Origin of the sequence: Nonomuraea sp. SYSU D8015 (assembly GCF_008065375.1) — a bacterium.
In the GTDB taxonomy this organism is placed as follows: Bacteria; Actinomycetota; Actinomycetes; order Streptosporangiales; family Streptosporangiaceae; genus Nonomuraea.
This window is the reverse complement of sequence record NZ_VJYI01000008.1, coordinates 396,455-420,462: the sequence shown is the minus strand read 5'-3', so window position 1 is coordinate 420,462 and position 24,008 is coordinate 396,455. Positions and strand designations below refer to the sequence as shown.

Annotated in this window: 33 protein-coding genes; 14 read left to right on the top strand and 19 right to left on the bottom strand. The window is 72.0% G+C overall.

The genetic code is table 11. The annotated features are described in order from the left end of the window. Window positions 1-113: 113 nt before the first annotated feature. Complete coding sequence (locus tag ID574_RS32100; protein ID WP_188192710.1) at window positions 114-1,649, top strand: apolipoprotein N-acyltransferase; 1,536 nt, start codon at window positions 114-116, stop codon at window positions 1,647-1,649. On the opposite strand, the gene ID574_RS32095 is transcribed toward ID574_RS32100, so the two are convergent. The 3 genes from ID574_RS32095 to ID574_RS32085 all read right to left on the bottom strand — a co-directional run bounded on the left by ID574_RS32095 (window position 1,624) and on the right by ID574_RS32085 (window position 3,168). Next, window positions 1,624-2,199, bottom strand: coding sequence for a hypothetical protein (locus ID574_RS32095; protein WP_188192709.1), 576 nt, complete (start codon window positions 2,197-2,199; stop codon window positions 1,624-1,626). The two genes, ID574_RS32100 and ID574_RS32095, sit on opposite strands and share 26 nt — an antisense overlap. Before the next feature lie 260 nt (window positions 2,200-2,459). Next, on the bottom strand, window positions 2,460-2,873 hold the full coding sequence (locus ID574_RS32090; protein ID WP_188192708.1) for an MmcQ/YjbR family DNA-binding protein: 414 nt from the start codon (window positions 2,871-2,873) through the stop codon (window positions 2,460-2,462). A gap of 10 nt (window positions 2,874-2,883) precedes the next feature. Further along, on the bottom strand, window positions 2,884-3,168 hold the full coding sequence (locus ID574_RS32085) for a hypothetical protein (protein ID WP_188192707.1): 285 nt from the start codon (window positions 3,166-3,168) through the stop codon (window positions 2,884-2,886). A 211-nt stretch (window positions 3,169-3,379) separates the two neighbouring features. Between ID574_RS32085 and ID574_RS61850 the strand changes: the two genes are divergently transcribed. Next, a complete protein-coding gene (locus tag ID574_RS61850) occupies window positions 3,380-3,502 on the top strand; it encodes a hypothetical protein (RefSeq protein ID WP_262496075.1) in 123 nt (40 codons plus the stop codon). Window positions 3,503-3,509: 7 nt separating this feature from the next. Here the strand turns inward: ID574_RS61850 and ID574_RS32080 are convergent, their stop codons facing one another. Genes ID574_RS32080 through ID574_RS32065 form a run of 4 tightly spaced genes read right to left on the bottom strand, consistent with a single transcriptional unit; the run spans window position 3,510 to window position 6,974 of the window. After that, the gene (locus ID574_RS32080) at window positions 3,510-4,115 is read right to left on the bottom strand and encodes a response regulator transcription factor (RefSeq protein WP_188192706.1); all 606 of its coding nucleotides are present in this window, start codon (window positions 4,113-4,115) and stop codon (window positions 3,510-3,512) included. Then, a complete protein-coding gene (locus ID574_RS32075; RefSeq protein ID WP_188192705.1) occupies window positions 4,112-5,245 on the bottom strand; it encodes a sensor histidine kinase in 1,134 nt (377 codons plus the stop codon). The genes ID574_RS32080 and ID574_RS32075 overlap by 4 nt, the downstream gene beginning before the upstream one ends. A gap of 17 nt (window positions 5,246-5,262) precedes the next feature. Continuing rightward, window positions 5,263-6,054, bottom strand: coding sequence for an ABC transporter permease (locus ID574_RS32070; protein ID WP_188192704.1), 792 nt, complete (start codon window positions 6,052-6,054; stop codon window positions 5,263-5,265). Then, window positions 6,051-6,974, bottom strand: coding sequence for an ABC transporter ATP-binding protein (locus tag ID574_RS32065; protein ID WP_223167273.1), 924 nt, complete (start codon window positions 6,972-6,974; stop codon window positions 6,051-6,053). Before ID574_RS32065 ends, ID574_RS32070 begins: the two co-directional genes overlap by 4 nt. Window positions 6,975-7,167: 193 nt before the next feature. Between ID574_RS32065 and ID574_RS32060 the strand changes: the two genes are divergently transcribed. From ID574_RS32060 to pip, 3 genes are read left to right on the top strand one after another with little or no spacing between them, the layout of a single operon-like run. Beyond that, the gene (locus ID574_RS32060; RefSeq protein WP_188192703.1) at window positions 7,168-7,941 is read left to right on the top strand and encodes a neutral zinc metallopeptidase; all 774 of its coding nucleotides are present in this window, start codon (window positions 7,168-7,170) and stop codon (window positions 7,939-7,941) included. A gap of 1 nt (window position 7,942) precedes the next feature. Further along, window positions 7,943-8,500, top strand: coding sequence for a DUF6624 domain-containing protein (locus ID574_RS32055; protein ID WP_223167272.1), 558 nt, complete (start codon window positions 7,943-7,945; stop codon window positions 8,498-8,500). Between the two features lie 46 nt (window positions 8,501-8,546). Further along, complete coding sequence (gene pip, locus ID574_RS32050) at window positions 8,547-9,506, top strand: prolyl aminopeptidase (RefSeq protein ID WP_188192702.1); 960 nt, start codon at window positions 8,547-8,549, stop codon at window positions 9,504-9,506. Between the two features lie 148 nt (window positions 9,507-9,654). Here pip and ID574_RS32045 read toward each other — a convergent pair whose 3' ends face one another. Continuing rightward, window positions 9,655-10,149, bottom strand: coding sequence for an Lrp/AsnC family transcriptional regulator (locus ID574_RS32045; protein WP_188192701.1), 495 nt, complete (start codon window positions 10,147-10,149; stop codon window positions 9,655-9,657). Window positions 10,150-10,263: 114 nt separating this feature from the next. Here ID574_RS32045 and ID574_RS32040 point away from each other — a divergent pair, with 114 nt between their 5' ends. Then, window positions 10,264-10,716 carry a DUF2000 domain-containing protein gene (locus tag ID574_RS32040; protein WP_188192700.1) on the top strand — a complete coding sequence of 151 codons (453 nt, stop codon included), beginning with the start codon at window positions 10,264-10,266 and terminating at the stop codon, window positions 10,714-10,716. A gap of 30 nt (window positions 10,717-10,746) precedes the next feature. Here ID574_RS32040 and ID574_RS32035 read toward each other — a convergent pair whose 3' ends face one another. The 5 genes from ID574_RS32035 to ID574_RS32015 form a co-directional block, all read right to left on the bottom strand. Next, a complete protein-coding gene (locus tag ID574_RS32035; protein ID WP_188192699.1) occupies window positions 10,747-11,370 on the bottom strand; it encodes a LysE family transporter in 624 nt (207 codons plus the stop codon). 38 nt (window positions 11,371-11,408) lie between these two features. After that, on the bottom strand, window positions 11,409-12,257 hold the full coding sequence (locus tag ID574_RS32030; protein ID WP_188192698.1) for a helix-turn-helix domain-containing protein: 849 nt from the start codon (window positions 12,255-12,257) through the stop codon (window positions 11,409-11,411). Between the two features lie 15 nt (window positions 12,258-12,272). After that, on the bottom strand, window positions 12,273-12,569 hold the full coding sequence (locus tag ID574_RS32025; RefSeq protein WP_188192697.1) for a hypothetical protein: 297 nt from the start codon (window positions 12,567-12,569) through the stop codon (window positions 12,273-12,275). Between the two features lie 37 nt (window positions 12,570-12,606). Continuing rightward, window positions 12,607-13,800, bottom strand: coding sequence for a Cmx/CmrA family chloramphenicol efflux MFS transporter (locus ID574_RS32020; protein WP_188192696.1), 1,194 nt, complete (start codon window positions 13,798-13,800; stop codon window positions 12,607-12,609). A 234-nt stretch (window positions 13,801-14,034) separates the two neighbouring features. Beyond that, on the bottom strand, window positions 14,035-14,307 hold the full coding sequence (locus tag ID574_RS32015; protein WP_188192695.1) for a hypothetical protein: 273 nt from the start codon (window positions 14,305-14,307) through the stop codon (window positions 14,035-14,037). A 576-nt stretch (window positions 14,308-14,883) separates the two neighbouring features. On the opposite strand from ID574_RS32015, the gene ID574_RS32010 reads away from it, so the two are divergent. Then, window positions 14,884-15,027 carry a hypothetical protein gene (locus tag ID574_RS32010; RefSeq protein ID WP_188192694.1) on the top strand — a complete coding sequence of 48 codons (144 nt, stop codon included), beginning with the start codon at window positions 14,884-14,886 and terminating at the stop codon, window positions 15,025-15,027. Window positions 15,028-15,053: 26 nt separating this feature from the next. Here ID574_RS32010 and ID574_RS32005 read toward each other — a convergent pair whose 3' ends face one another. The 3 genes from ID574_RS32005 to ID574_RS31995 all read right to left on the bottom strand — a co-directional run bounded on the left by ID574_RS32005 (window position 15,054) and on the right by ID574_RS31995 (window position 17,562). Then, on the bottom strand, window positions 15,054-15,896 hold the full coding sequence (locus tag ID574_RS32005) for a hypothetical protein (RefSeq protein ID WP_188192693.1): 843 nt from the start codon (window positions 15,894-15,896) through the stop codon (window positions 15,054-15,056). 66 nt (window positions 15,897-15,962) lie between these two features. Then, window positions 15,963-16,997 (bottom strand): CU044_5270 family protein, encoded by a 1,035-nt coding sequence (locus ID574_RS32000; protein ID WP_188192692.1) that lies wholly within the window; start codon window positions 16,995-16,997, stop codon window positions 15,963-15,965. A gap of 1 nt (window position 16,998) precedes the next feature. After that, the gene (locus ID574_RS31995) at window positions 16,999-17,562 is read right to left on the bottom strand and encodes an RNA polymerase sigma factor (protein WP_188192691.1); all 564 of its coding nucleotides are present in this window, start codon (window positions 17,560-17,562) and stop codon (window positions 16,999-17,001) included. A gap of 130 nt (window positions 17,563-17,692) precedes the next feature. On the opposite strand from ID574_RS31995, the gene ID574_RS31990 reads away from it, so the two are divergent. The 4 genes from ID574_RS31990 to ID574_RS31975 are packed head-to-tail and all read left to right on the top strand — an operon-like array spanning window position 17,693 to window position 19,898. Then, window positions 17,693-18,277, top strand: coding sequence for a TetR/AcrR family transcriptional regulator (locus tag ID574_RS31990; protein WP_188192690.1), 585 nt, complete (start codon window positions 17,693-17,695; stop codon window positions 18,275-18,277). After that, window positions 18,274-18,927 carry a haloacid dehalogenase type II gene (locus ID574_RS31985; RefSeq protein WP_188192689.1) on the top strand — a complete coding sequence of 218 codons (654 nt, stop codon included), beginning with the start codon at window positions 18,274-18,276 and terminating at the stop codon, window positions 18,925-18,927. Before ID574_RS31990 ends, ID574_RS31985 begins: the two co-directional genes overlap by 4 nt. Window positions 18,928-18,958: 31 nt before the next feature. Further along, window positions 18,959-19,507, top strand: coding sequence for a TetR/AcrR family transcriptional regulator (locus tag ID574_RS31980; RefSeq protein WP_188192688.1), 549 nt, complete (start codon window positions 18,959-18,961; stop codon window positions 19,505-19,507). Continuing rightward, window positions 19,491-19,898, top strand: a complete 408-nt coding sequence (locus ID574_RS31975) for a DUF5360 family protein (RefSeq protein WP_223167271.1) — start codon at window positions 19,491-19,493, stop codon at window positions 19,896-19,898. Before ID574_RS31980 ends, ID574_RS31975 begins: the two co-directional genes overlap by 17 nt. Here ID574_RS31975 and ID574_RS31970 read toward each other — a convergent pair. After that, a complete protein-coding gene (locus tag ID574_RS31970; protein WP_188192687.1) occupies window positions 19,843-20,328 on the bottom strand; it encodes a VOC family protein in 486 nt (161 codons plus the stop codon). The genes ID574_RS31975 and ID574_RS31970 overlap by 56 nt on opposite strands. 85 nt (window positions 20,329-20,413) lie before the next feature. Here ID574_RS31970 and ID574_RS60315 point away from each other — a divergent pair, with 85 nt between their 5' ends. Genes ID574_RS60315 through ID574_RS31955 form a run of 3 tightly spaced genes read left to right on the top strand, consistent with a single transcriptional unit; the run spans window position 20,414 to window position 22,306 of the window. Beyond that, window positions 20,414-20,626, top strand: coding sequence for a hypothetical protein (locus tag ID574_RS60315; protein WP_223167270.1), 213 nt, complete (start codon window positions 20,414-20,416; stop codon window positions 20,624-20,626). Between the two features lie 25 nt (window positions 20,627-20,651). Continuing rightward, complete coding sequence (locus tag ID574_RS31960) at window positions 20,652-21,065, top strand: YciI family protein (RefSeq protein ID WP_188192686.1); 414 nt, start codon at window positions 20,652-20,654, stop codon at window positions 21,063-21,065. Next, window positions 21,065-22,306, top strand: a complete 1,242-nt coding sequence (locus tag ID574_RS31955) for an RNA polymerase sigma factor (RefSeq protein ID WP_188192756.1) — start codon at window positions 21,065-21,067, stop codon at window positions 22,304-22,306. Before ID574_RS31960 ends, ID574_RS31955 begins: the two co-directional genes overlap by 1 nt. Here ID574_RS31955 and ID574_RS31950 read toward each other — a convergent pair. Next, entirely contained in the window at window positions 22,301-22,897 is a 597-nt protein-coding gene (locus ID574_RS31950; RefSeq protein ID WP_188192685.1) for a class I SAM-dependent methyltransferase, read from the bottom strand. The two genes, ID574_RS31955 and ID574_RS31950, sit on opposite strands and share 6 nt — an antisense overlap. Before the next feature lie 283 nt (window positions 22,898-23,180). Further along, window positions 23,181-23,972, bottom strand: a complete 792-nt coding sequence (locus tag ID574_RS31945; protein WP_188192684.1) for an MBL fold metallo-hydrolase — start codon at window positions 23,970-23,972, stop codon at window positions 23,181-23,183. Between the last annotated feature and the right edge of the window lie 36 nt (window positions 23,973-24,008).

Here is a 24,008-nt window from a genome sequence, read left to right as displayed (position 1 = left end):
TCTTTCGGCGCGGCGCTGTCGCGGGAGCTGCTCTGGACGGGGGTATTCCCGACCCTGGTTCGGGGGTGCGCGGCATCGTGGCGACCTCCCGCCTCTCCCTACCGTTTCGCAGCATGGACGCATTCACAGGCACGCGCGCTCGGTGGGCACTCCTCGGCGCCGGGACGCTGGTATCGCTCGTGGCCGCGCACGGGCGGTGGGAGGTCGCCGGGGCCGCGTGGATCCACCTGATCCTGTTGTTACGGTTCTCCAGGACCAGCCGGGTGCTGCCCGGGCTCGCGGGGATCGTGGCCGCCACCGTCGTGGCCACGACCTTCTGGCTGTACGAGAGCGGGCTTCCGGTCTTCAGCCCGGTCCTGCTGCTCTCCCTGGCCATGGCGCTGGCGACGGCCGTCCCGTACGTGCTGGACCGTCTGGTCGCGGCGCGGCTCGGCGGGGCGTGGGGCACGCTGGTGTTCCCGGCGGCGGTGGTCGGCGTGGAGTACGCGCTGGCGACCGCGACCCCGGTCGGCAACATCCTCAGCTCGCTGGCCGCCACCCAGCACGACAACCTCCCGCTGATCCAGCTCGCATCCCTGACCGGCAGCTACGGGGTGAGCTTCCTGATCGCCTGGTTCGCCGCCGTGTGCAACCACGTCTGGGAGGACGGGTTCGCCTGGCGGCGGGTGGTGCCCTTCGGGGCCGTGCTGGGGTTGGTGCTGGCCGGCGGCAGCCTGCGGCTGGCGTCGTCGGAGCCCGCCGGAGAGACGGTCCGGGTGGCGGGGGTCAGCCCGGCCCGCGCCGTCCTGGAGGCGTCCGATCGGGAGCTCAACGGGTACGACTCGCCCGAGCAGCTGTCGCAGGCGGACCCGGCGACGATCCGGCGGGCGTTCGCGCCGGTCAACGACTCTCTGCTGGCCGCCACGGAACGGGAGGCCATGGCCGGGGCCAGGATCGTGGTCTGGCCGGAGGCGGGCGGTTCCACGCGTGAGGCCGACCGGCAGCAGCTCATCGGCAGGATCGCCGAGGTCGCCACCAGGACCGGCGCGTACGTGGAGGCCGGCATGATCGTGCTCACCGGGGCGCCGCCGTACATGCGTAACGAGGCCGTGCTCGTCGATCCGCGCGGGAAGGTCGTATGGACGCACCAGAAGGCCCGGCCGGTGCCCGGGCTGGACCCGTTCGACGCGGGCGACGGGCGGGTGCCGACCGCCGACACGCCGTTCGGGCGGCTGGCCGGCGTCATCTGCTTCGACGCCGACTTCCCCGTCCTCATGAGGCAGGCCCGCGATGTGGATCTGATGCTGGTGCCGTCCAACGACTGGTACGGCTTCGGGGCCACGCACACCGAGAAGGCGGTCATGCGGGCGGTCGAGAACGGCTACTCGCTCGTCCGCCAGGACAGCAACGGCCTGGCGGCCGTCGTCGACCCGCGGGGACGGGTGCTCGCCTCGGCCGACTACTTCGCCATGCGGCAGCAGACGGTGACGGCCTACGTTCCCGTCTCGGGGACGCCGACGCCGTACGCGCTGGTCGGCGACGTGTTCGCGTGGCTGTGTGCGGCGGGGCTCGGCGTGCTCGCAGGCGTGGCCGTCCGGCGGCGGCCCGCTCGCACCAGACCGCGCGTGGCCGTCCGGCGGCTCGCTAGCGGCGGGGCCACATCGCGTTGAGCCGGTCCGCGGTGGCCTGGTACGCCTCCTCGATCGCCGGCGTGAGCACCACGTCGGCGCCCGGGCCCGCGGCGGCCAGGCGTTCGCGCAGCACGATGGACTCGGCCGTGTCGGCCAGGTCCAGCAGGCCGCTGATGCCCGCGGCTGCGGCCACGAGGTCGGCGCCGCAGGACTCCAGGGCCTCGCGGACCACGCCTGTGCCCACCGCGGCCCTGCCCAGCGCGGCGGCGGCGGCCGAGAGCGTCGCCACGTCGAGCGGGTCGACGTCCACCACGCGCAGCGGGACGTGCTCGGTGCTGCGGCCGGGCGCGTACAGCCGGCCCGCCAGCCGGGCGGCGGCGGCGCGCCGGCCCTGGCTCGGGGCGAGCGCCCGCCACAGCCGCCGCAGCGCGGTCAGCGCGGCGCCGTTGGCCAGCGGGCCCGGCAGCCTCGCGCCGTCCTCCTCGGCGGCCTTCAACGTCAGCAGCAGGCTCTCCAACTCCTCGACCGCGCGGGCGAGGTCCTCGCCCAGGTCGGGCACCAGGACGGCGCGGGGGCCCGGACCGCTCATGCGTCACTCCGTGTGAGCGTGGCAGCCGTCCGGGGTAAGCGAATGCGAGCCTCGACGGCAGCGCCGACCGGGGCGTGCGCCGGGGGCAGCGGATGCAGCAGGGGGGTCACATTCGTGAGGGTACGCCGCACGTGAGGCTCGATGCCGGTGTCTGCGATGTTTTATGGTTATCGCCGCGTCACAATGATCACATGGAGCCCTCCAGCCGCTGGTGGCAGCCGCAGCAAGAACGTGTGGATGCCCCTGTGGTCGGTGGAGGGCTATGGGCGGCCGGTGCCTCCAGGGCCCGGGTGGGTGGCGTCGTAGGCGGCGACCGCGCGCTTGCCCGCCGTCATCCGCCATGCCTGCTCCAGCAGCGCGCCGATCTCCGCCCAGTCAGGCTCGACCTCAAACAGCTCGACCCCCACCCACGACGTGACGTAGGCGGGCCGGAAATAGCGTGCGGGATCCGCCGCCATCAGCGTCTCCAGCTCACCCGGCGGCGCTTTGACGCAGAGGGCGAGCCGCCCGTCGCCGTGGTGGTCGATCAGCAACCACGCGATCCGCTTGCGCCCCACCAGGAACCCGACGTGCCCGAAGGAGTCCTCGTCCACCACCCCGGGCAGCTCGGCGACCAGCTCCGCCAGCCGCCCGCGCACCCGCTCGACGTCCGCGTCCGTCCACCCACCTGCCACGCCCAGCAGCCTAGAACCCGGCACCGACGTTTCCGGTTCCGAGCGCGATCGGCCACACCGCCAGCAGGTACGACTCGCCGGGCCGGTTCGACAGCCCACCGCCCGGCCGCGCCCGCCCGTGGACGCGCAGGCCGTAGCGCCCGGCGCCCTGGCAGGTCAGGTTCGGGGGCGGCGCTCCGTCGCGGGTGTGCATGCCCTCGATCTGCATGATGCCGGTCGTCGTGACGAACTCGATCTCCTCCGCCTCCTCCCGTCTGGAGACGGGCCCGCGGAAACCGGACGGATCCCACCGCACGTGCACTCCCACTACGCCCCGGCCCTTGAGCGTCCTGATGACCACCGCGTCCGGAGCGGCGGCGACCAGCCCCTCCGGCAGCGCCGGTCCGTGCTCATGCGGAGGATCTTGACAGGCGGGTCCGACAGAACGGGGTCTTGCCGGGGGCCGAGGCCGCCACTAGGGTTCACGGCGACTCTTAGGAAACTTTCCTGTCAAGGTGGTGATCGCAGTGTCCCGACTGGGTGTGGTCGCCATCCTCCTGGCCGCGGCGGCCGTGACCGGGCTCTCCATGATCCTGCCGGAGGCCGGCGCCTCGGCGGGCCCCTGCGCCACCGCCACCACGCGGTGCTGACAGAGGATCAGAGCCAGCCCATGTCGCGGGCGCGGCGGACGGCGGCGTGCCGGTTCTCGACCGCGAGCTTCGTCACCGCCGAGGACAGGTAGTTGCGTACCGTGCCCTCCGACAGGCTCAGCTCCCGGGCGATGCGCGACACCGGCGCCCCGCCCGAGGCCGCGCGCAGCGTGTCCAGCTCGCGCGGGGTCAGCGGGCACTCCTCCATGGTGAGCGCGTCCGCGGCCAGCTCGGGGTCGATGTAGCGGCCGCCGTCGTGCACCTGCTTGATCACCTTCGCCAGCGCGGCGGCGGAGTTGTCCTTGCCGACGAAACCGCGTACGCCCGCCGCCATCGCCCTGCGCAGGTAGCCGGGCCGGCCGTGGGCGGTGACGATCATCACCCGGCAGCCGGGCGCCTCCTGCGCGATCCGCTCCGCGGCGGCGAGCCCGTCGAGCCCCGGCATGTCGATGTCGAGCATGGCCACGTCGGGCCGCAGCTCCACGGCCAGCCGCACGGCCTCGTCGCCGCGGCCGGTCTCGGCCACGACCTCGATGCCGGGCTCGGCGCCGAGCAGGGCCACGAACGCGCCGCGTACCAGGTGGTGGTCCTCGGCGAGGAGCAGCTTGATCACGCCGCCGCCTCCACCGCCGTCAGCGCCACGGACGCGGTGACCCGGAAACGGCCGCCGCCGGCCTCCGCCGTCAGCGTGCCGCCCACCGCCTTGACCCGCTCGGCCAGGCCGGTGAGGCCGTTGCCGGGGACCACGCGGGCGCCGGCCGGGCCGCCGTCGTTCACGATCTCCAGGACCACATGCCCCTCCTCGGTGTGCACGGTGACCTCGCACCACGTCGCGGCGCTGTGCCGCAGTACGTTCGTGACCGCCTCGCGGGCCACCCAGCCGAGCGGGACGTGCACGTGGACGGGCAGGTCGTCGGGCAGCTCGGGCTTGTCGCAGCGGATCCCCGCGGCGCCGAGCACGGCCGCCACCCCGTCCAGCTCCGTGGCCAGCGACGTCGCGCGGTAGCCGCGGACGACCTCGCGCACGTCGTGCACGGCGGTGCGGGCGATGCGCTGGATCTCGGCCAGCTCCCGGCCCGCGCCCGCCGGGTCGGCCGCGACCAGCCGCTCGCCGAGCTCGGCGCGGAGCGCGATGGCGTGCAGGGTGTGGCCGAGGGTGTCGTGCAGGTCGCGGGTGAAGCGCAACCGTTCCTCGTCGACCGCGCGCCGCGCCAGCTCGGCCCTGGCCTCACGCAGGTCGTCGATCAGGTGGCAGAGCCAGGCCACGCCGTACGTCATGGGCGCGATGAACGGCAGCGTGCCCAGCCCGTACAGCAGCACCAGGGGCAGCGGGGTGCCGGCGAGCAGCAGCACCGGCAGGGTGAGCGCCATCGAGCCGAGCATGGCCGCCCACGCGACGGCGGGCCGGGTGAACACGACGGTCGCCACCGAGATGGCCGCCATCGGCAAGGCGATCCACGCCCGGCCGGCGACCAGCGGCACGCCGTACCCGATCATCGCCACCACCCCCACGTCCAGGTAGTGCCACCAGGTGAGCCGGCGCAGGAACGCCGCCCACAGCACGCGCGAGTAGGTGACGCCGAGCAGCACTCCCAAGACGCCCGCGATCACCAGCGTCCACGGGGACCCGGTCGCCATCGTCGTCGACATGGCCGGGAAGGCGAGGGCCGTGATCATGGAACCCGCGAACAGGGTCACCGCCACCGCGGCGATGACCCTGGTGCTGACGACACGCGCGCTCATAGGTCGCAAGGGTACGGTCATGCCCGGCGCGGATCCCACCGGAAGTACTTGCGCGTGGACCACAGCCCGATCCCGATCCACAGCAGGCCGATCCCCAGCCCGACGGCCGAGACCTGGAAGCCCTCCAGGAAGCCGACCTCCGGCGCGGCGTCCTGGCCGAAGTCGCGCCCCAGGTAGGCGGTGCGGATCATGGTCACGATCGGGGTCAGCGGCATGAGCTCCGCCACCCGCTGGGCCCAGTCGGGCAGGGCCGACAGCGGGAACATCATCCCCGCCCCCACCAGGCTGCCGAACAGCACCGGCAGCGCCACGATCTGCGCCACCTCGTAGTTCGGGATGAGGCCCGCCGTGCCGATCGCCAGCGCCGCGAACACGGCCGCGCCGAGCACGAACGCCACCAGCATGAGCGGGATGTTCTGCGGCAGCGGCGCCCGTGCCGCGGCCATCGCGAACACCAGGATCACCACGCCCTGCACCGCCCCGATGAGCGCCGCGTGCAGGACGTCGCCCGCGAAGATCGCGCTCGTGGGCAGGGCGCTGCCGCGCAGCCTCTTGTAGATGCGCTCCTCCCGGCGCACGACGATGCTCGACGTGATCGTCATGTACGTGAACGGGAAGACCACCGCCAGCGCCCCCACCGCGCCGAACACCGCCGCCGGAACCCCGTTCACCGGGACCCGGACGGCCGAGGTGTTCATCACCGCCAGGAACAGCGGCAGGAACAGCACGCTGAACGCCAGGCCCCGCATCCTCATCAGCACCGTGTGGTTGAGCCGCGCCTGCGCCCACGCCATGGAAAACCAGCTCATGCCGCCACCTTTTCCGTCTCCGCCACCTCGAGGAAGATCTCTTCCAGCGACGGCCTGCGCACCTCGAGGCCGTCGAGCTCCCAGCCGCGCTCGTGCGCCCGGACCAGCAGCCTCCGCAGGTCGCCCTGCGGGTCGTGGGTCTCGACGGTGTACGCCTCCCCGTCCAGCGTGATCCGGGGCCGCCCCAGCCCCAGGTCGAACGGCAGGTCGCTGGGGCGCACGGCGGGCAGCCGGAACACGATGCGGGTGCCCCGCCCGCCGAGCACGTCTGCGAGCGTGCCCTCGGTGACGATCCGCCCCATGTGCATGATCGCCAGGCGATCCGCGAGCTGCTGGGCCTCGTCCAGGTAGTGGGTGGTGAGCAGCACCGTGGTGCCCTCCGCGACCATGCCGCGGATCAGCTCCCACACGTTGCGCCGCGCCTCCGGGTCCAGGCCGGTCGTGGGCTCGTCGAGGAACAGCACCTCCGGCCGCCCCAGCACGGCCAGGGCCAGGTCGAGCCGGCGTTTCTCGCCGCCGGAGAGCTGCCCGACCCGTACGTCGGCCCGGTGGGCGAGCCCCACCCGCTCCAGCACCTGACCGCGCTCCAAGGGGCGTGGCGTCCACCGGCGCCAGCCGTTCACGGTCTCGGCGACCGTGAGGTCCTTGTAGAAGCCGGCCTCCTGGAGCACGATGCCCATCCGCTGGCGGACCTCCGCCCGCTGGGCGAACGGGTCGTGGCCGAGCACCCGCACCTGGCCCTCGGTGGGGGCGTGGTAGCCCTCCAGCACGTCGAGCGTCGTCGTCTTGCCCGCCCCGTTCGTGCCGAGCAGGGCGTACAGCTCGCCGCGGCCGACCTGGAAGGCGATGCCGCGGACCGCCTCGAAGTCGTCGTACCTCTGGTGCAGATTCCGCACCTCGATCGCTGCTGTCGTGTTCACAGGCCATACTCTGCGGGATCGCCGCAGGCGTCCGGCAGTGTGCGATCTCAGCTATGACCTGGGAGGTTCGCGGGGATCCTGGATGACATTTGTCATGGCGGGGCCTGCGGGTGTTCTCACGCTTTGTGGTGCATGAATTACCTCGTCGCTGGAACTGGCAAACGTTACCGTGGGAGCCTTATTCTCACCGCTCGTGAAACTCCTCAAGATCGCCGCGCTGACCTGCGTCGCGCTGATGGCTCCAATGTCCGGAACGGCCTTCGCGTATCCGGTAAAAGACCCCAAACTCACCGAAAACCCGCTGTACGATGCGGGCCCGCTCCCCACGACCACGTGCGAGGAACGGCCGGTCAAACGCAACGACCGCAAGCTGGCCCGCGCCTATATCGACGCGGTCATCGCCTGCCTGGAGACCACCTGGGAGCAGCACCTGACGAAGGCCGGACTGAGTTATGAGAAGGTCAAGGTGCGGCACATGGATCGGATCCCCAAGAAGTACTGCGGCTTGGACATTGGGAAAGGGGATTCGCAGGCTTGGTGGTGCGCACGCAATGACACGCTGGTCTTCCAGCTCGGCAAGGATTGGCTCGACGACCCGTCCGACCTGTGGTTGTTCGAGACGGCCGCCGGCATGTACGGCTATCACGTGATGAAGCTCGTCGGAATCTTCGACTCCTACAAGAGTATGAACTACCGCAATAAGTCCGAGTACGCCGAGCAGGAACGGCGCAAGCACCTCCAGAACGACTGCCTCGGCGCCGCGTTCATGAAGAGCGTGTGGCCAATGGGGAACAGGACCACCAAGGACTGGAACTACCTCCTGACCCTCGTCCGGGGCGATGGGCGCGGCGAGCCGCGCTGGTATGGCAAGACCGGCACCATCAAAGCCTGGATGAGGGCCGGTTTCGCCACCGGCGACCCGGGGTCGTGCAACACCTGGGCGGCGCCGTCCTCCAAGGTGGCGTGACATGCGTGCCCTGGCGGCGTGGCTGCTGGCCGTCCTCATGATGACGGCGGCCTGCGGCGACGACCCGCCGTCCAATCCCAAGCTGCGCGCCGAGCTGCTCCAGATGCTGAAGGTCGACCAGGAGCAGAGGACCCTGGAGGCGTCCGAGGAGCAATGGAACCGGGTCGAGAAGGCCAACACCGACCGCATGCGCCAGATCCTCGACGCGCACGGCTGGCCGGGATACGCCATGGTGGGCAAGGACGGCGCGCACGCCGCCTGGGCGCTGATCCAGCACGCCGACCGCGACCTCGACCTGCAGAGGCGCGGCCTGGAGCTGATGCGCCAGGCTGTGGAGAAGGGCGACGCGGATTCGTCCGACCTGGCCTACCTGGTGGATCGGGTGCGGGTGGCGGAGAACAAGCCGCAGGTGTACGGCACGCAGTGGGAGACCGGCCCGCAGGGCGACTGGCGGCCTCGCACCCGGATCGAGAACGAGGCCCAGGTGGACGAGCGGCGCGCGGAGGTCGGGCTGAAGCCGCTGAAGGAGTATCTGGAGGAGCTCAAGTCGGTCAAGTAAGCGCTAATATAAGTGCTGTTACATCTCTGTGGAGAGGAGCAGCTGCTTGTATCCCCCGATCGAGCCGTACGACCACGGCATGCTCGACACCGGTGACGGCAACCTCGTCTACTGGGAGGTCTGCGGAAACCCCGAGGGCAAGCCCGCGCTCGTCGTCCACGGCGGGCCGGGCTCCGGATGCACCGTGGGCATGCGCAAGACGTTCGACCCGGAGCGCTACCGGATCGTCCTGTTCGACCAGCGCAACTGCGGCCGCAGCCGCCCGCACGCCAGCGACCCGGCGACCGACCTGAGCACCAACACCACGCAGCACCTGATCGCCGACATGGAGCTGCTGCGCGAGCACCTCGGCATCGACAAGTGGCTGCTGTACGGCGGCTCGTGGGGTTCGACGCTGATGCTGGCCTACGCCGAGACGTATCCCGAGCGCGTGTCGGAGATGATCATCGTCAGCGTGACGATGACCCGCCGCTCCGAGACCGACTGGCTCTACCGCGGCGTCGGCCGGTTCTTCCCCGAGGAGTGGGAGCGGTTCAGGCAGGGAGTGCCCGAGGCCGACCGCGACGGAGACACGTTCGCGCTGCTGGCGGCGTACGGGCGGCTCATGGTCGACCCCGACCCGGAGGTGCGCGCGAAGGCGGCCCGCGACTGGACGGCCTGGGAGGACGCGGTGATCTCCCAGGAGAAGAACGGCAAGCCCGGCGCCTACAGTGACCGGCCGTCGGACGCGTTGCTGGCCTTCACGCGGATCTGCGCCCACTACTTCTCCAACGGCGCCTTCCTGGAGGAGGGCGTGCTGCTGCGCGAGGCGGGCCGGCTGGCCGGGATCCCCGGTGTGCTGATCCACGGCCGCCTGGACCTGGGCGGGCCGCTCATCACGCCGTGGGAGCTGGCCCGGGCGTGGCCCGACGCCCGGCTGGTCGTGGTGGAGGACTCCGGGCACACCGGCAGCGAGACCATGCGGAAGGAGATCTTCGCGGCCCAGCACGCCTTCGCCGGCCGGTGAGGGTGTGGAACCCCGCGGCTCGCGATCATCTGAGGGCTTGAGGACGGCGCCCGGTGACCATCGCCTCGCCGTCGGTCGATTCCGAGCGGGAGCCGCGGGTTCGCACGACCACGACGGTAACCGCGACGCCCATTCGGCCACCACCTATTTAACCTTTCCGGCCCGCACGGCGACGTGTGGGCGCCTGCGGCGGCAGCACTTCGACCGACGTCTTGCGGAGGTGGTCGTAGACCAGCGAGGTGCGGACGTCGGCGATGTTGCGGTGCCGCGCGATGTGGTCGAGCACGAAGTCGCGCAGGTGGCCCGCGTCGCGCACGCCCACCTGGATGATGAAGTCGTCGCCGCCCGACACGACGAAGACGGCCAGCGTCTCCGGCAGGGCGGCGACGTGATCGCGGAAGCCCTCGACGGCCTCGCGGATCTTGGGGTGCAGCCGGACGTGGATCAGCGCCTGGACCGGGCGGCCGATGGCGTCCAGGTTGACCTCGGCGTGGAAGCCCTCGATGACGCCGCTCGCACGCAGCGAACGCACCCGCTCCAGGCAGGTCGAGGGCGCTATGCCGATGCGCTCGGCCAGCTCGCGGTTGGTCTGGCGGCCGTCGCGCTGCAACTCGACGAGGATCGCCGTATCAAGTTCGTCCACGGGCCCATCCTTGCACGAGTTTCCGAATTTCCTTCGGAATCTGGGCTTTCTGGTTGGCGGTGTGACGGCTTCACTGTGACTCTGCTGTGAGAAATTCGGAGGGAAGGATCACAGATGAGCATGCTCGCCGAGCTCGACCGCCGTAGCGACCTGCCCACCAAGGAGCTCCCGGTCAAGTGGGTGATCGTCGTGGACCGTGACCTGCCGCGCGGGCTGCAGGCCAACGCCGCCGCCTGCCTGGCCGCGTCCGTGGGGGTCGCGGTGCCGGCCATCGTCGGTGCGGGCGGCGTGGACGCCTCGGGGCTGGCGCACGCCGGGCTGCCGTGGACGGGTTGCGCGGTGCTCGCCGCGCCGGCCGCGGTCGTGCGGCGGATCAGGAACGACGCGGCCGCCGAGCCGGACCTGGTCGTCTCCGACATGGCCGACATCGCCCAGCGTGCGGACGTCTACGACGACTACCTGGCCGCGCTGGCCCGTACCGAGGAGCCCTCCTACTACGCGGTCAGCCTGTTCGGCCCGCGCGCGGTCGTGGAGCGGCTCACCGGCCGCCTCCCCCTGCTGCGCTGATCGCAGCCCGGCCGTCTCGAAAAGCGGTGGTCACCCCGTGGAGGTCAGGCGGATGGCGAGGAGGGCGGCGAAGACGATCAGCGAGAGGCCGCAGGCCCCCTCGAGGAGGCGCACGGCGAGCGGCGGCAGCGCCTTGCGCAGGAGGGCGATGAGACCGGCGGAGATGAAACACCACGCCAGGGAGGAGGTCATGAAGCCGGTGAAGAACACCGCGAGGCCCGCCACGCCCGCATCCCGCCCCAGGACGGCGCTGACGGCCCCGGCGGCGCCCGACCAGTAGACGACGTTCCAGGGATTCCCCAGCGACATGGCGGCGCCGACCGTGAGCGCGCCATGCCGTGAGCGGTCCGCCACGACCGGCCCGGTACGCGGGGACACGGCCTCACGCAGCGCCGTCACCCCGAGCCAGCCCAGCAGCAGGCAGCCGCCTGCCGTCAGCGGGACGCGCATCGCGGGAACCGCGAACAGCGCCCCGACGCCGGCCAGCCCGAGCAGCGCCCACACGGCGTCGCCGGCCAGCGACCCGACCTGCACCGCGAACGCCGGCCGGAAGCCTCCTCGTACGCCCCGCCGCAGCGACTCGCTGAAGACCGCACCCGGCGCCGCGTTGAACAGCAACCCGACCCACAGGGCCAGAACGAAGATCTCGGACATGACGTTCAATCTGGCGGTCGCGGCCCAGGAGGGTCTTGTCAGATGTTGACGCGGCGGTAGCGGCCGGGGGTGATGGCGTACGCGGCGGTGAAATGCCGGTGGAAGTGTGCCTGGTCGGCGAAGCCCAGGGCGTGGGCCACGTCGGCGACCGGCTCGCCGTGGCGCAACCGGCGGCGGGCCTCGGCCAGCCGGGCCTGCAGGTGCCACGCGTACGGCGGGCAGCCGGTGGCCCGGGTGAACGAGCGTATGAGGTGCTCGCGGGACATCCCGGCGTCGCCGGCGAGCTCGGCCAGGGACGGCGGGGTGGACAGGTCGCCGCGCAGCCGGTCGAGCACGGCGGCGATCCTGGCGTCCGCGGGCTCGCGCCCGGCTGCCGGGCCGGTGCCGCCCCGGCGATGGCTCGCCGGTTTCGTGCCGGTCCAGTGGTGGGTCGTCGTGTCGCGGTTCTCGGCGGCGGCCAGGTCGAGCAGGCGCAGCAGCAGCAGCGTGAGGCGTTCCTCGACCAGCGCAGGCTCGCCGTCGGGCGGGGCCTGGGCCGCCCGCAGCAGCTCCGCCCGCAGGTGGGCCGCGCGGACGACCGGGCGCGCGAAGTCCACCAGGGTGCCGCCGGTCAGCGCGGACATCGCGGCTGGGGGCAGGTACCAGCTCACGCACGTGAACGCGGTGCCGTCGGGCGTCCGGGTCGTGCAGGACTGGACCTGGCCGGGGTTGTAGACGGTCACCTCGTCCAGGTCCACGTCGAACGAGGCGCGATCCAGGCGTACCGCCTCGCGGCCGCACAGGTTGGCGCTGATCACGTACTCGTCGTGGCTGTGCCGGGGGAACCCGCCGGACGCCGGCTGGAGCACGGCCAGTTGCGTGCCGCCCAAGTCCCTGACCTGCTGCATACCGGAAAGGTTAGGTCATGCGGGAGGAATCGGGACGAAGTGGCGGTCGAGCCCGTCCGTATGCCGGAACCGGTACCGTTCGTCCGGCCCGGCGGGGGTCTGCGTGCGGGCCCGCCGCGCGAGCGCCATGACCTGGAACGTCCGCGCAACCGCGTCCACCGCCACCTCCTCCGGGATCGGGCAGGCGGCGCCGATCGCGTTCTCGGCGTCCCAGCGGTGCACGGCGGCCTCGATGGTCTGCATCTGCACCAGAACCCGACCGTCGGCGATCTCCGGGAACCCATTGAGCCGGACCCTGATGACGACGTCCACGACTTCCCGCTCGAAAGACGAGACTCGGTCCCTCGCCTCACTGTGCCCCAAGCGCTTGATCGGCCTCCACAGGATTACCCTTGCGCCGGCCGGCGATCGCGGCCGCACCGCCCAGGAGCAGGGCGACGACCACGAGCAGCGCGCTCACCCACAGCGGCGAGCGGTAGCCGAACCCGGCCCCGATGGCCAGGCCGCCGAGCCACGGACCGGCCGCCGCGCCCACGTTGAACGCCGCCGTGGCGGAGGCGCCGCCCAGCGTCGGCGCGCCGGCCGCCGCGTACAGCGCCTGCGAGATCAGCGTGGAGCCGACGGCGAACGACAGCGTTCCCTGCACGAAGACCAGCACGAACACGGCCACCGGGCTCCCGGCGGCCAGCGCGAGCGCGCCCCAGCCGAGCGGCAGGGCGAGCCCGCCGACGACCAGCAGCCGGACGGGCCGCAGGTCGGCGATCCGGCCGCTGACGGTCACCCCGGCGAAGGACCCCAGCCCGAACAGCGCCAGCAGGGCCGGCGTCCAGGCGGAGCCGAGGCCGGTGACGCCGGTGAGCAGCGGCGCGAGGTAGGTGAATGTGCAGAAGGTCGCGCCGTTGACCAGCGCGCCGAGGAGCAGGATCACCAGCAGCCGCGGCCGGCGCAGCACCCGCGCCTCGGCACGCGCGCCCGCCAGGACCGGCCGCTCCTCCCCGCTCGTGGAAGGGACGGACTTCAGCACCGCGACGACGGCGGGGACCAGCGCGACGGCCACGGCCCAGAACGCCGACCGCCAGCCCCACACCTCCCCGAGCAGCGCGCCCCCGGGCACGCCCGCGACGCACGCCATGGTGACGCCCCCGAGGAGGACGGAGGTGGCACGGCCCTTGGCGTTCGGGGGCGCCATGCCCATCGCGGTCGCCAGGGCCACGGCCAGGAAACCGGCGTTGGCCAGCGCCGCGACGACCCGCGTCGCGAGGAGCACGTCGTAGCGGGTGGTGACCGCGCCGACGACGTGGACGAGCAGGAACGTGACGAGGAACGCCAGCAGCGCGTGCCGCCGCGGCCAGCGCAGGCTGAGCACCGCCATCAGCGGCGCCCCCACCACCATCCCGACGGCGAACGCCGAGGTCAGCAGCCCCGCGGCGGGGATGGACACATGCAGGTCCCGTGCGATGCCGGGCACGAGCCCGGACAACATGAACTCGGACGTTCCTTGCGCGAAGACCGCGAGTCCGAGGAGGTAAACAGCAAATGGCATGAGAAAGCTCCGCGACCACATCGTGGTTCGACGACGACGGGGAAAGCGGGCAGGCCGGATGGACGTCGCCCTGCCACGCTGGAAAAGGACCCGAAACGGTGATCCGAGTGGCGAGCGGGTCGCGGGCAGCGAGAATCCCGGCCTCAGGGGCGGGGGAGCCTGCGGGGCGACGACGCGGGAAAGGCCACCGGACGACCGGTGGCTAGCGTCTTGACGCCTCGGGGCTGGACATGGTCACCAACGTAGCGAGGACTTGTGTCCGGCGGCAAACCAATTGAGAGGTCGAAGACGGGCCTCGAAGATCAGCTCCCAGGCTCGTTTGCCGGCCCTGGTGACGGCGCCGAGCAGCACCCCGCTGTGGCCGATGTGCTGCCCCTCGGCCTCGACCACGGCCAGGGCGGTGGAGGCGCCCTGCTCGGCCGCCGCGAAGACCTCATTCGCGCTCCCAGGTCGAGCCCGGCGGCGCGGCCCCCGCGCGCCGACGTGCAGTTCGCCGTCGATGCCCATGCCCACGCCGGTGCCGATGGAGACGAGGGCGAAGTGCGCCTTGCCCCTGCCCTCGCCGTAGGGCGTGCTCGCCGACCGCCGCGAGGCTGATGTCGTTCTCGATGACGAGGTCGGAGTCGAGCGCGGAGCGGAGGTGCTTGAGCAGGTCGGCCGTGTTGCGGGCGTCGTTGCGGCCGGACGGACACCTCGCCCACCAGGTGGACCAGCCCGTCCTCCCCCAGCCCGGCCAGCGCCGCGGTCCGGGTGTCGCCGGCGCCGAACGTGCCCGGGCTGGAACGGCCTGGAGCTGCCCCGGCTGCTGCGTGAGGAGTACGGGCCGATCCCAATCGCCATCGGCGACGACGTCAAGGGGGCGGTCGCGGCGGAGCTCCGCGGGGGATCACGCCGCGGCGTCTACCTCAACCCGGGCACCGGCCTCCCCGCCGCCCTGGTCGTCGGCGGGGAGGCCGTCGCCGGCGCGCACGGCGCGGCGGGGAGATCGGCTACCTGCTCGCCGAGCCGGGCGAGCCGGCCTTCGCCGAGGGGCACGCCCCGCGCGAGAAACGCTTCTCGGGCGGGGCGCCGGCCGCGCGCGGCTTGGCCCTGCTCGGCCGTGCCGTCCCGGCGGGCGCCCTGTTCGGGATGCCCGAGGCGGCCAGGCTCGTGGACGAGGCGCTGCGCGCGCTCGCCATGGCCGTCACGAACCTGTGCGTGGGGCTTTGGCCCTCGCGCACGCCCTGACGCGAGGCCGGGATCCTCCGGGGCGGTCAGAGGGCGAAGTCGAGCGCGTACTCCCGGTACACCTGCTCCTGGACGGACCGGGCCCGCGGCGAGTAGACGGCGTAGAAGGCCTTGCCGCACTTCAGGTCGGCCAGCGCGGCCTCCACCTCCTTGTCGAGGTACGGCCTGGCCTGCTCAGGGGTCAGGTCGGGCATCATGGCGTCCTCGTCCTTGAGCCCCTCCGGCAGCGACCCCTTGTGCCGGGTCTTCGCGACCTCGGTGGCCTCCTTCCTGAACGCGGCCGGTCCTCGCGCGGCCAGGGCCGACGGCCTGGTCTCCTTGATCCCGAGACAGCCGGCGAACTCCTTGGCGAGCCCGGCGATCTTCTTGTCGGCGTCGAGCGCGCGCAGCTTCTTGCGCTCGGCCGCGTTGACCTGGTCGAGCAGGTCGGCCTGGGAGGTCACGGTCTTGCCGAGCACCACCTTGACGGCCTTGGCGAAGCACTTGTCGTCCGCCGCCCGGTAGGCCTTGAGCTCGGCCGGCGACAGCGACATGAGGATCTTGTTGTTCCTGCTCTCGCCGGAGCCGGCGTTGACGGCGGGGTCGTCGGGGAAGACGAGCCTGGACCAGACGCCGAAGCCGTACTTCGCACGGTAGGCGCGCATCGCCTCGTGGTCGCCGGCGAGCCGGGCCTTCTCCTCGGCGGTGCGCTTGCGCTTGACGACCGGCTCGGGCAGGTATTTCAGGCCCTGCTCCTTCATGCAGGCGGCACGGGCCGACTCGATCTCGGCCTTGTTCTCGTACGCGGCCTCGTTGCCGGGCGCGGCGGTCCCGCCCACGGAGGCGGCGATCACCAGGGCGGTGACGGTCTTGGCGACGAACATGGTCATTCCTCTTGGTATGTAGACATGCGAAACAGAACTCCCGGCGCGAGGAGCGCCGGATGGGGGAAGGTCTCAGCAGGGAACGCGGATCCGCGAGGCTTTGGGTGAGATCTCGGGCAGCGCGCCGGTCAGTTCGACGGCCAGCACGGCGCTGCCGGTCGCCTCGCCCGCGGGCAAGGGGGTGACGACGCCCTTGCCCGGCTTCACCTCGATATCCCTGATGTTGACCGTGCGCTCGCCCAGGTAGCGGTACGTGCGCCGGTCGAAGATCAGCTCGGAGCGGGTGCCGTCGCCCTCGTCCATCGCGACGGCCACGCCGGGCCTGCCCGCCACGTCGACGGCGTCGGGCACGAGCGTGATCCCGTCGAGGCCGGCCGCCACCCGGAACAGGGCGGCGCTCAGACTCGGCCGGACCACGGACTCCGTGGCCAGCGTCTTGAGGTCGGACCACATACGCAGCCGGTCGCCGCCCGCCTGCGCGGCGAGCTTGGCCCGCACCTGGGCCACATCGGTCGGCCAGGCGGCCAGCCGGGCATAGGCAGGCTGCCCGGGGCAGGACGACGGCTCGTACAGGCTGTCCTCGACGCCCTTGTCCCACAGCCATCGGGGCACTTTCCCGGTGGCGGACTCGGCCCGCTCGCGCAGGAGCCACGGCTTGCCCAGGGAGGCGGGCTCCCACCGCTCCCCACGGGCCCGCACCACCGCGTACAGCGCCTCACCCGTCTCCGGGTTCTGCGTGAACAGGTAGCGCTGGATACGCATCGTGGTGTGCACGTACTGGCCCGGGCCCGGCATCGGGTCACGTTGGCCGGCGGCGGCTCGCGCGGCGAGCTCCAGCAGCGCCTCGGCACTGGCCGGCGGCGCCGCCAGCATGGGCGCGGGACCGTCCTGCCCGCCCAGCCCGACCTGGGCCGCCACGATGCCGCCGCTGAGCACTGCCGCCATCGCGCCGACCAGCGCGAGCCGGACGGCGAAGCGACGCTGCGCCGGGAACCGCCGGGTCCGTGCCGGGCGGGTCATGCGGGAGGTCAGCGCGGCCCGGGCGGCGGCCAGGTCTCGCTCGGTGGCCTCGGGCATCTCGGCCCACAGGCGCTCGAGCTCCTTCATCTCATCCATGGTCTGTCCCCTCCAGGGCCAGGCGGACCTTCCTGCGTGCCCGGTTGAGCCGTGACCGCACCGTTCCGACCGGGATGCCGAGCGCGGCGGCGACCTCCTCGTACGTCAGCCCCACCCACGCCACCAGCAGCAACGCGTCCCGGTCTCCCGCCCGCAGCCCGGCCAGCGCCGCGACCAGCGGCCGGTTGACCGCGAGCGTGCCGACCCCGTCCTCCACCAGCCCGCCGCCGATCTCCGCCGGGTCCACGCCGCCCCGCGCGTACGCCCGGTACCTGGCCAGCTCCTTGCGCACCCGCTTGCCGATCACGTTCGAGGCGATCCCGTAGAGCCACGGCCGGGCGTCGTCCTGGTCCGGCCGGAAGCGGTGGCGGTGCTCGAACGCGGCGAGGAAGGTCTCCGACACCACGTCCTCGGCCGTGTCCGGGCCGAGCCTGCGGGCCGCGTAGCGATGCAGTGCGGGCGCGTGCCGGTCGAACAGGACGGCGAACACCTCGGGCTCGCGCAGCGACCTGCGAATCAGGTCGATGTCGGCCTCGGCCGTCGCCGGTTCTGCCATGAAGCGGTCAGCTCCTCCATGCGGTGCCTTCCTTCGCGGGCACGATCGCCTGTACATACCGCACCGGTGGCAAAGAGTTCACGGTATTGCTATCTTGGACCAGTCATTCCAAGATAGGAAAAATCAGCCGATGCCGGATGTGAAGCATTTCGATCCCGAAGCGGTGCTGGAGCAGGTAGAGCGCCTGTTCTGGCAGCGTGGCGCCGCGTCCACGGGGATCGCCGAGGTCGTGGCGGTCACCGGGATCAGCCGCTCCAGCCTGTACGCCACCTTCGGCGGCAAGCAGGAGTTGTACGTGAAGGCCCTGCGCCGCTATGTCGAGCGGCGCTCGCAGCCGGTCTTCCAGGCTTTGGCCGACGACGGTCGCGGCCTGCGGGCCATCGAGGGCTTCTTCGACCGGCTGATCGAGGCCAGGTGCGCCGGAGAGCACGCGCGCTGGGGATGCATGATCTCCAACGCCCACGCCGGCGCGGAGGGCGGCGACCCGGAGGTGCGCGGCGTGCTGGACCGGCACCAGGAGCGGCTGCGCGCGGCCATGCGCACGGCTCTCGGCGCGGCGCACGACCTCCGCCCCGGCCTCGACCTGGACGCCGCCGCCGAAATGCTCGCCCTGCTGGCCTATGGGGTCAACCTGCGCTCGCGCGCCGGCGCGGACCCCGCCGACCTGCGGCGGGGTGTGTCCGCCGCGCTCAACTCACTGAAGGAGCCGAAATGAGCAACGCCAGACCGCAAGCAGTGATCTTCGACGTGAACGAGACGCTCACCGACATGGAGCCGCTGCGGGCCAGGTTCGAGGACGTCGGGCTGCCGGGGCACCTGATGGACACCTGGTTCGCGAGCGTGCTGCGCGACGGGTTCGCGATCACGGCGGCGGGCGGCTACGCGGAGTTCGCCGGGATCGCCGACGACGTCCTCAGGGGGATGGGCCTGGACGACAAGGGAGTCGGACATGTGCTGAGCGGGTTCACCGGGCTGCGCGTGCATCCTGACGTGCCGGAGGGGATGCGGATGTTGCGCGAGTCCGGCATCCACCTGTTCACGATGACCAACGGGGCCGCGGCCATGACCGAGGGCATCCTGCGCCGCGAGGGACTGCTCGACCTGGTGGAGGCCAGGCTGGACGTGAGCGGCCCGCGGGTGTGGAAGCCCGGCCGCGCCGCCTACGACTACGCCGTCGGCCGCGCCGGAGTGAGCCCCGGGCAGGCGGCCCTGGTCGCGGTGCATCCGTGGGACATCGACGGCGCCCAGCGGGCCGGCCTGGTGGGGGCGTACCTGAATCGGCGCGGCACGCCGTACCCGGGCGTGATGAGCGCCCCCAACGTGTCGGCCCCCGACCTGCGGGCACTGGCGGGCCTCTGGAGCTGAAAATATACCGGCCAGCCGGTACACTAACGGCGTGCCCAGACCGAGCTCCAAGGACCGGCTGCTCGACGCCGCCGCCGAAGTGCTGCTGACCGAGGGAGCCGAGTCGCTCACTCTCGAGGCGGTCGCCAGGCGGGCCGGGGTGTCCAAAGGCGGCCTCTTCTACCACTTCCGGACCAAGCAGGCGCTGGTCGCAGCGATGGTCGAGCGGTTGACGAAGGCGTTCGACGACGCACTCGCCGCGGCCGGCGACCGCCCCGGCGACTACCTGCGGGCCTACGTCGCGGCCACCATCCCCGAGCGCCACACCACCTCCGCTGCCGCCGACCGCGTCACCGCCGCGCTCCTGGCCGGCGTGCTCGTCGACCCGGCGGGTCTGGAGCCGCTGCGGGAGCGATATTCGGCCTGGCAGGCCAGGCTGGCCGACGACGGCATCGACCCGGCCGCCGCGACGGCCGTGCGCCTGGCCGTGGACGGCTGGTGGGCCGCCCGGCTGCTCGGGCTGGAGGCGCCCGGTCCCGAGCTGCACGAGCGCACCCGCCGCTACCTCATGGAGGCGATCGATCGTGCTGCGGACGACTAAGGCCCTGATGCTGGTCACGGACCTGGGATTCGTCGCCTACTTCGCGGTCACGGGGCTCGGGCTGATCCCGCCGGAGTGGGCGTTCGCCGACTACGCCGACCCCGTGATGGCCGACTGGAACTGGTCGTTCCTCTGGATCGACCTGCTGGCCAGTGTGACGGGGCTGGCCTCGCTCCGCCTCAGGAACGAGCCGCTGATGCTGGTGTCCCTGGTGCTGACGATGGCCTCCGGGCTGATGGCCATCGCGTTCTGGACCCTGCGCGGCGACTTCTCCCTCGCCTGGTGGATCCCGAACCTCTACCTCATGATCTTCCCCGTCCCGGCGATCGCCCGGCTCACGGTCTGTCCGGGAAGAAGTCCGCGCCCTGGACGTACTCCATCGCCTTCGTGAACTCCGGGTCGGTCAGGCGGCGCTCCAGCTCCTCCGGCGAGACGTCCTCGATGTGGGTCTGGATCCACCACAGGTTCCCGAACGGGTCCCGGACGCGGCCCACGCGGTCGCCGAAGTACAGGTGCGTGACCTCCGTGACCGACGTCCCGCCCGCCTCGACGGCCCGGCGGTGGGTGGCGTCGGCGTCGGGGACGTACAGGCGCAGGAAACCCGGCGTCGGCGGCCAGTCGGGCGCCGCGTCGAACAACATCACGATCGCGTTCCCGATCCGCACCTCGGCGTGCCCGATGCGGCCTTCGTCGTCGGTGAAGCGGCCCAGCTCGACGGCGTCGAAGGCGTTCTTGATCCACTCGATGAGCCCCGCCGTGTCGTGCCCGATCAGCCACGGGGTGACGGTGGTGTATCCCTCGGGGATCGGCTTGACGGTCATGTATTCCTCCTGAAGAAGCGGATAAGAGCACGCTATTTCGGGAGTAGGTCAGAACCTGTCCTACATGGGCGGGCATTCTGGATCCATGAGCGAGTCCCGCCTCCTGACCCTGTTGTCGCTGCTCCAGACGCCGCGCGAGTGGCCCGGTGGCGAACTGGCCGAGCGGCTGCTGCGATGGATCCGCAGCAGAGCGAGGACATCCCCGGTCGAGGCCATCGGGAAGGACAAGGGCATGCGCCCCCTCGATCGCCCGGGCCTGATGTCCGGTGCGCCGCCCCGGCTCCGACGTCCCTGCTGAAGGCGCGAAAGAGAGGACACCGGCGATGAAGTACATGATCCTTGCGTACGCTTCCCAGCGGGACTACGACGCCGTGGCAGGCAAGGACACCGGAGGGCCCGCCTGGTCCCCGGAGGTCCTGGCGGCACTGAAGCAGTTCATGATGTCGGTCAACAAGGAGCTGGAGGAGTCCGGCGAGCTGGTCGAGACCCGTGGCCTGGCGGCTCCCGTCCACACCCGCAGGCTCGGCTCCCGTGACGGCGTGCCGTTCGTCACCGACGGCCCCTACGCGGAGACCCAGGAGGTGCTGGCGAGCTACTGGATCGTCGAGTGCGAGAGTTTCGACCGGGCCACCGAGATCGCCGCCCGCCTCGGGCAGGCCCCGCACCCCGGCGACGCGTACGACGCCTACTCCGACGTCCGGCCCATCATCGACTCCAGCGCGGACCTGGGGTTCTGATCGCCGGCACCGGGGCAGAGGACCTGCTGCGCGAGCTGGCGCCGCAGGTCCTCGGCGCGCTCGTCCGGCGGTACGGGAATTTCGCCACCGCCGAGGACGCCGTACAGGAGGCGCTGGTCGCCGCAGCCGTGCGGTGGCCGGAGGAGGGCGTGCCGGACGACCCGCGCGCCTGGCTGATCACGGTGGCCGCGCGGCGGCTGACCGATCTGCTGCGCAGCGAGCAGGCGCGCCGCCGCCGCGAGGACGCCGTGGCCGCGAGGGCGTTGCCGGGCGACTGGCTCGCGCCCGCCGCCGACCAGCCGATCGCCGCGACGGACGACACGCTCGTCCTGCTGTTCATGTGCTGCCACCCGTCGCTGTCGCCGGCGTCCCAGATCGCGCTCACGCTGCGCGCCGTCGGCGGCCTGACCACCGCGGAGATCGCCCGCGCGTTCCTGGTGCCCGAGGGGACCATGACGCGCCGCATCACCCGGGCCAAGCAGAGCATCAGGGACAGCGGCGTGCCGTTCCGGCCGCCCCGCGAGTCCGAGCGCGCCGAACGGCTCCGCGCCGTGCTCCACGTGCTCTACCTGATCTTCAACGAGGGGTACTCCAGCACGTCCGGGCCCGACCTCCAGCGCGCCGAGTTGACGGCCGAGGCGATCAGGCTGGCCCGCATGGTCCACCGGCTGATGCCGGACGACGCCGAGGTGGCCGGGCTGCTCGCGCTCATGCTGCTCACTGACGCGCGACGGCCCGCGCGCACCGGCCCCGACGGGGCGCTGGTCCCCATGGCCGAGCAGGATCGCAGCCTCTGGAACGCCGCGCAGATCGAGGAGGGCGTCGCGCTCGTCACCGGAGCGCTGGCCCGGGGAGCCGTCGGGCCGTACCAGTTGCAGGCCGCCATCGCGGCGCTGCACGACGAGGCGCCGAGCGCGGAGGAGACCGACTGGCCGCAGATCACCGCGTTGTACGAGCTGCTCATGCGGATGTCGGACAACCCGGTGGTGGCGCTCAACCACGCTGTCGCCGTGGCCATGTCCCGCGGCCCGGAGGCCGGGCTGGAGCGGCTGGACCTGCTCCGCTCCGACGAACGCGTCGCCGGTGACCACCGGATGCACGCCGTCCGGGCTCACCTGCTGGAGATGGCCGGCGACCGCGCGGGGGCGCGGGAGGCGTACGAGGAGGCGGCCAGGCGCGCCATGAGCTTCCCGCAGCAGCGCTACCTGCACGCCAGAGCGGCCCGCCTCAAGGGCTCATGATCCGTCACGGGCGGCGAAGACCGTCAGGTTCTTCAGCTCGTGGCGCTTCACCTCGTCGAACAGCTCCGACAGCCCTTCCGCGATCCGCGCCAGCTTGTCCTCGGGCAGCCGCAGGGTCTTCGCGATCCTGGACCGCGCGCTGCCGCCGTGCCAGGCGATCACCACCCGGCCGCCGGCGCGGGTGACGCGGCGCAGCTCCCGCAGGCCGTCCATCAGGTCCGGCCAGAGCGCCACGGTGTTGACCGTGACCACGCAGTCGAAGCTCCCGTCGGGGAAGCCGGTGTCGGACGCGGTGCCCAGCCGCAGGTCGGCGCCGCCCGCCCGGCGTGCCGCCAGCTTGAGCATGTCGGGCGAGGGATCGACGCCGCAGACCCGGCCGGCATCGGTGCGGCCGAGCAGCCGGATGAGCGCGCCGGGGCCGTACCCGACCTCCAGCACGCTCTCTCCCGGTCGCAGGTCGAGAACGGGCAGGACCTCCTCCTGCCGGTTGGTGTAGTACATGAACCGTCCCGCCAGCCGGCCGATCAGCCCGGAGGGCGAGGCGAAGGGCGAGTTGACCGGGCCGCCCGTGACCCACGATCTGGTACCCATGTCCCGGGAAACTGCCCGGCTCCTCGGCAGGAATGCCTCGCCGCCGCGTCACCAGGAGGAGTACCCCCGGAAAATTGCTCGGCGAGCCGGGGAATGTTCCGCGGGGAGGTGTGGTTACATACATCGTGGCCGGTGTGTCCAGTGTCCCCGGGCCTCACCTATTGCCTTCGCGGACTACCGTTCGGCTGGAGCCGCGTTGTGCCTTTCGCCGAGAGGCGACCTGCACACCGGTACGCACTCGTTGAGCGCCCGCCCTCCCAGAGGGCGGGCGCTCTCGTGTGTTCTATGGGAGGAAGCCGGCCAGCTCCCAGGGGTCGTGGGCGGAGAAGACCGTCACCCCGTGATCGTGGACGAGCGAGCGCAGGCGCTCCTGGCTCGACACCCGGCGCTCGGCGTCGACCTGCGAGTCGAGCTGCACGATGTCCATCAGCGGGTGGGAGCGGGGCTCTCGGAGCAGTTCGCCGTGGTAGAAGTACGCGTCCCCGGCGTGCAGCAGCCACCGGTCGCCGTCGTGGACCGCCACCCCGGCATGCCCCCTCGTGTGCCCGTCCAGCGGCACGAGCAGGATCTCCTCGGGCAGGCCCTCCAGCGGCCGCACCCCCTCCACGCCCAGCCAGCGTGTGCCCGTGACGGGATAGGTGACCCAGCGCGGCCCGTGCGCCCAGTGGCCGGGGCGGTAGCGGCGGTTCGGCGCCTCCGCGAACGCGGCCTTCACCTCCGCCTCCATGACATGCACCTGGGCGTCGGGGAAGTCGGGCAGGCCGCCGCTGTGGTCGACGTCCAGGTGGGTGAGCACGATGTGGCGTACGTCGGCCGGGTCGTGGCCGAGCGCCGCGATCTGCCGCACGGCGGTCTCGGCGGGCGTCAGTGCCGGCTGGACGAGCTCCGTCCATTCGCGTTCCAGCAGCTCTCCGGGCCGGGTCACGTCGTCCGTGCCGAGACCGGTCTCCACCAGCACGAGCCCGGACGCCGGGGTCTCGACGAGCAGGGCGTGGCAGACCGCCGGTGCGGCCGGGCGGTCGTCGAGCGAGTCGATCTCCCGCATGGAGCCGACGTTGAGGTGGTGAATCTTCATGCGGCTAGGCTGCTACTTGAAGCGCGGTTCAAGTCA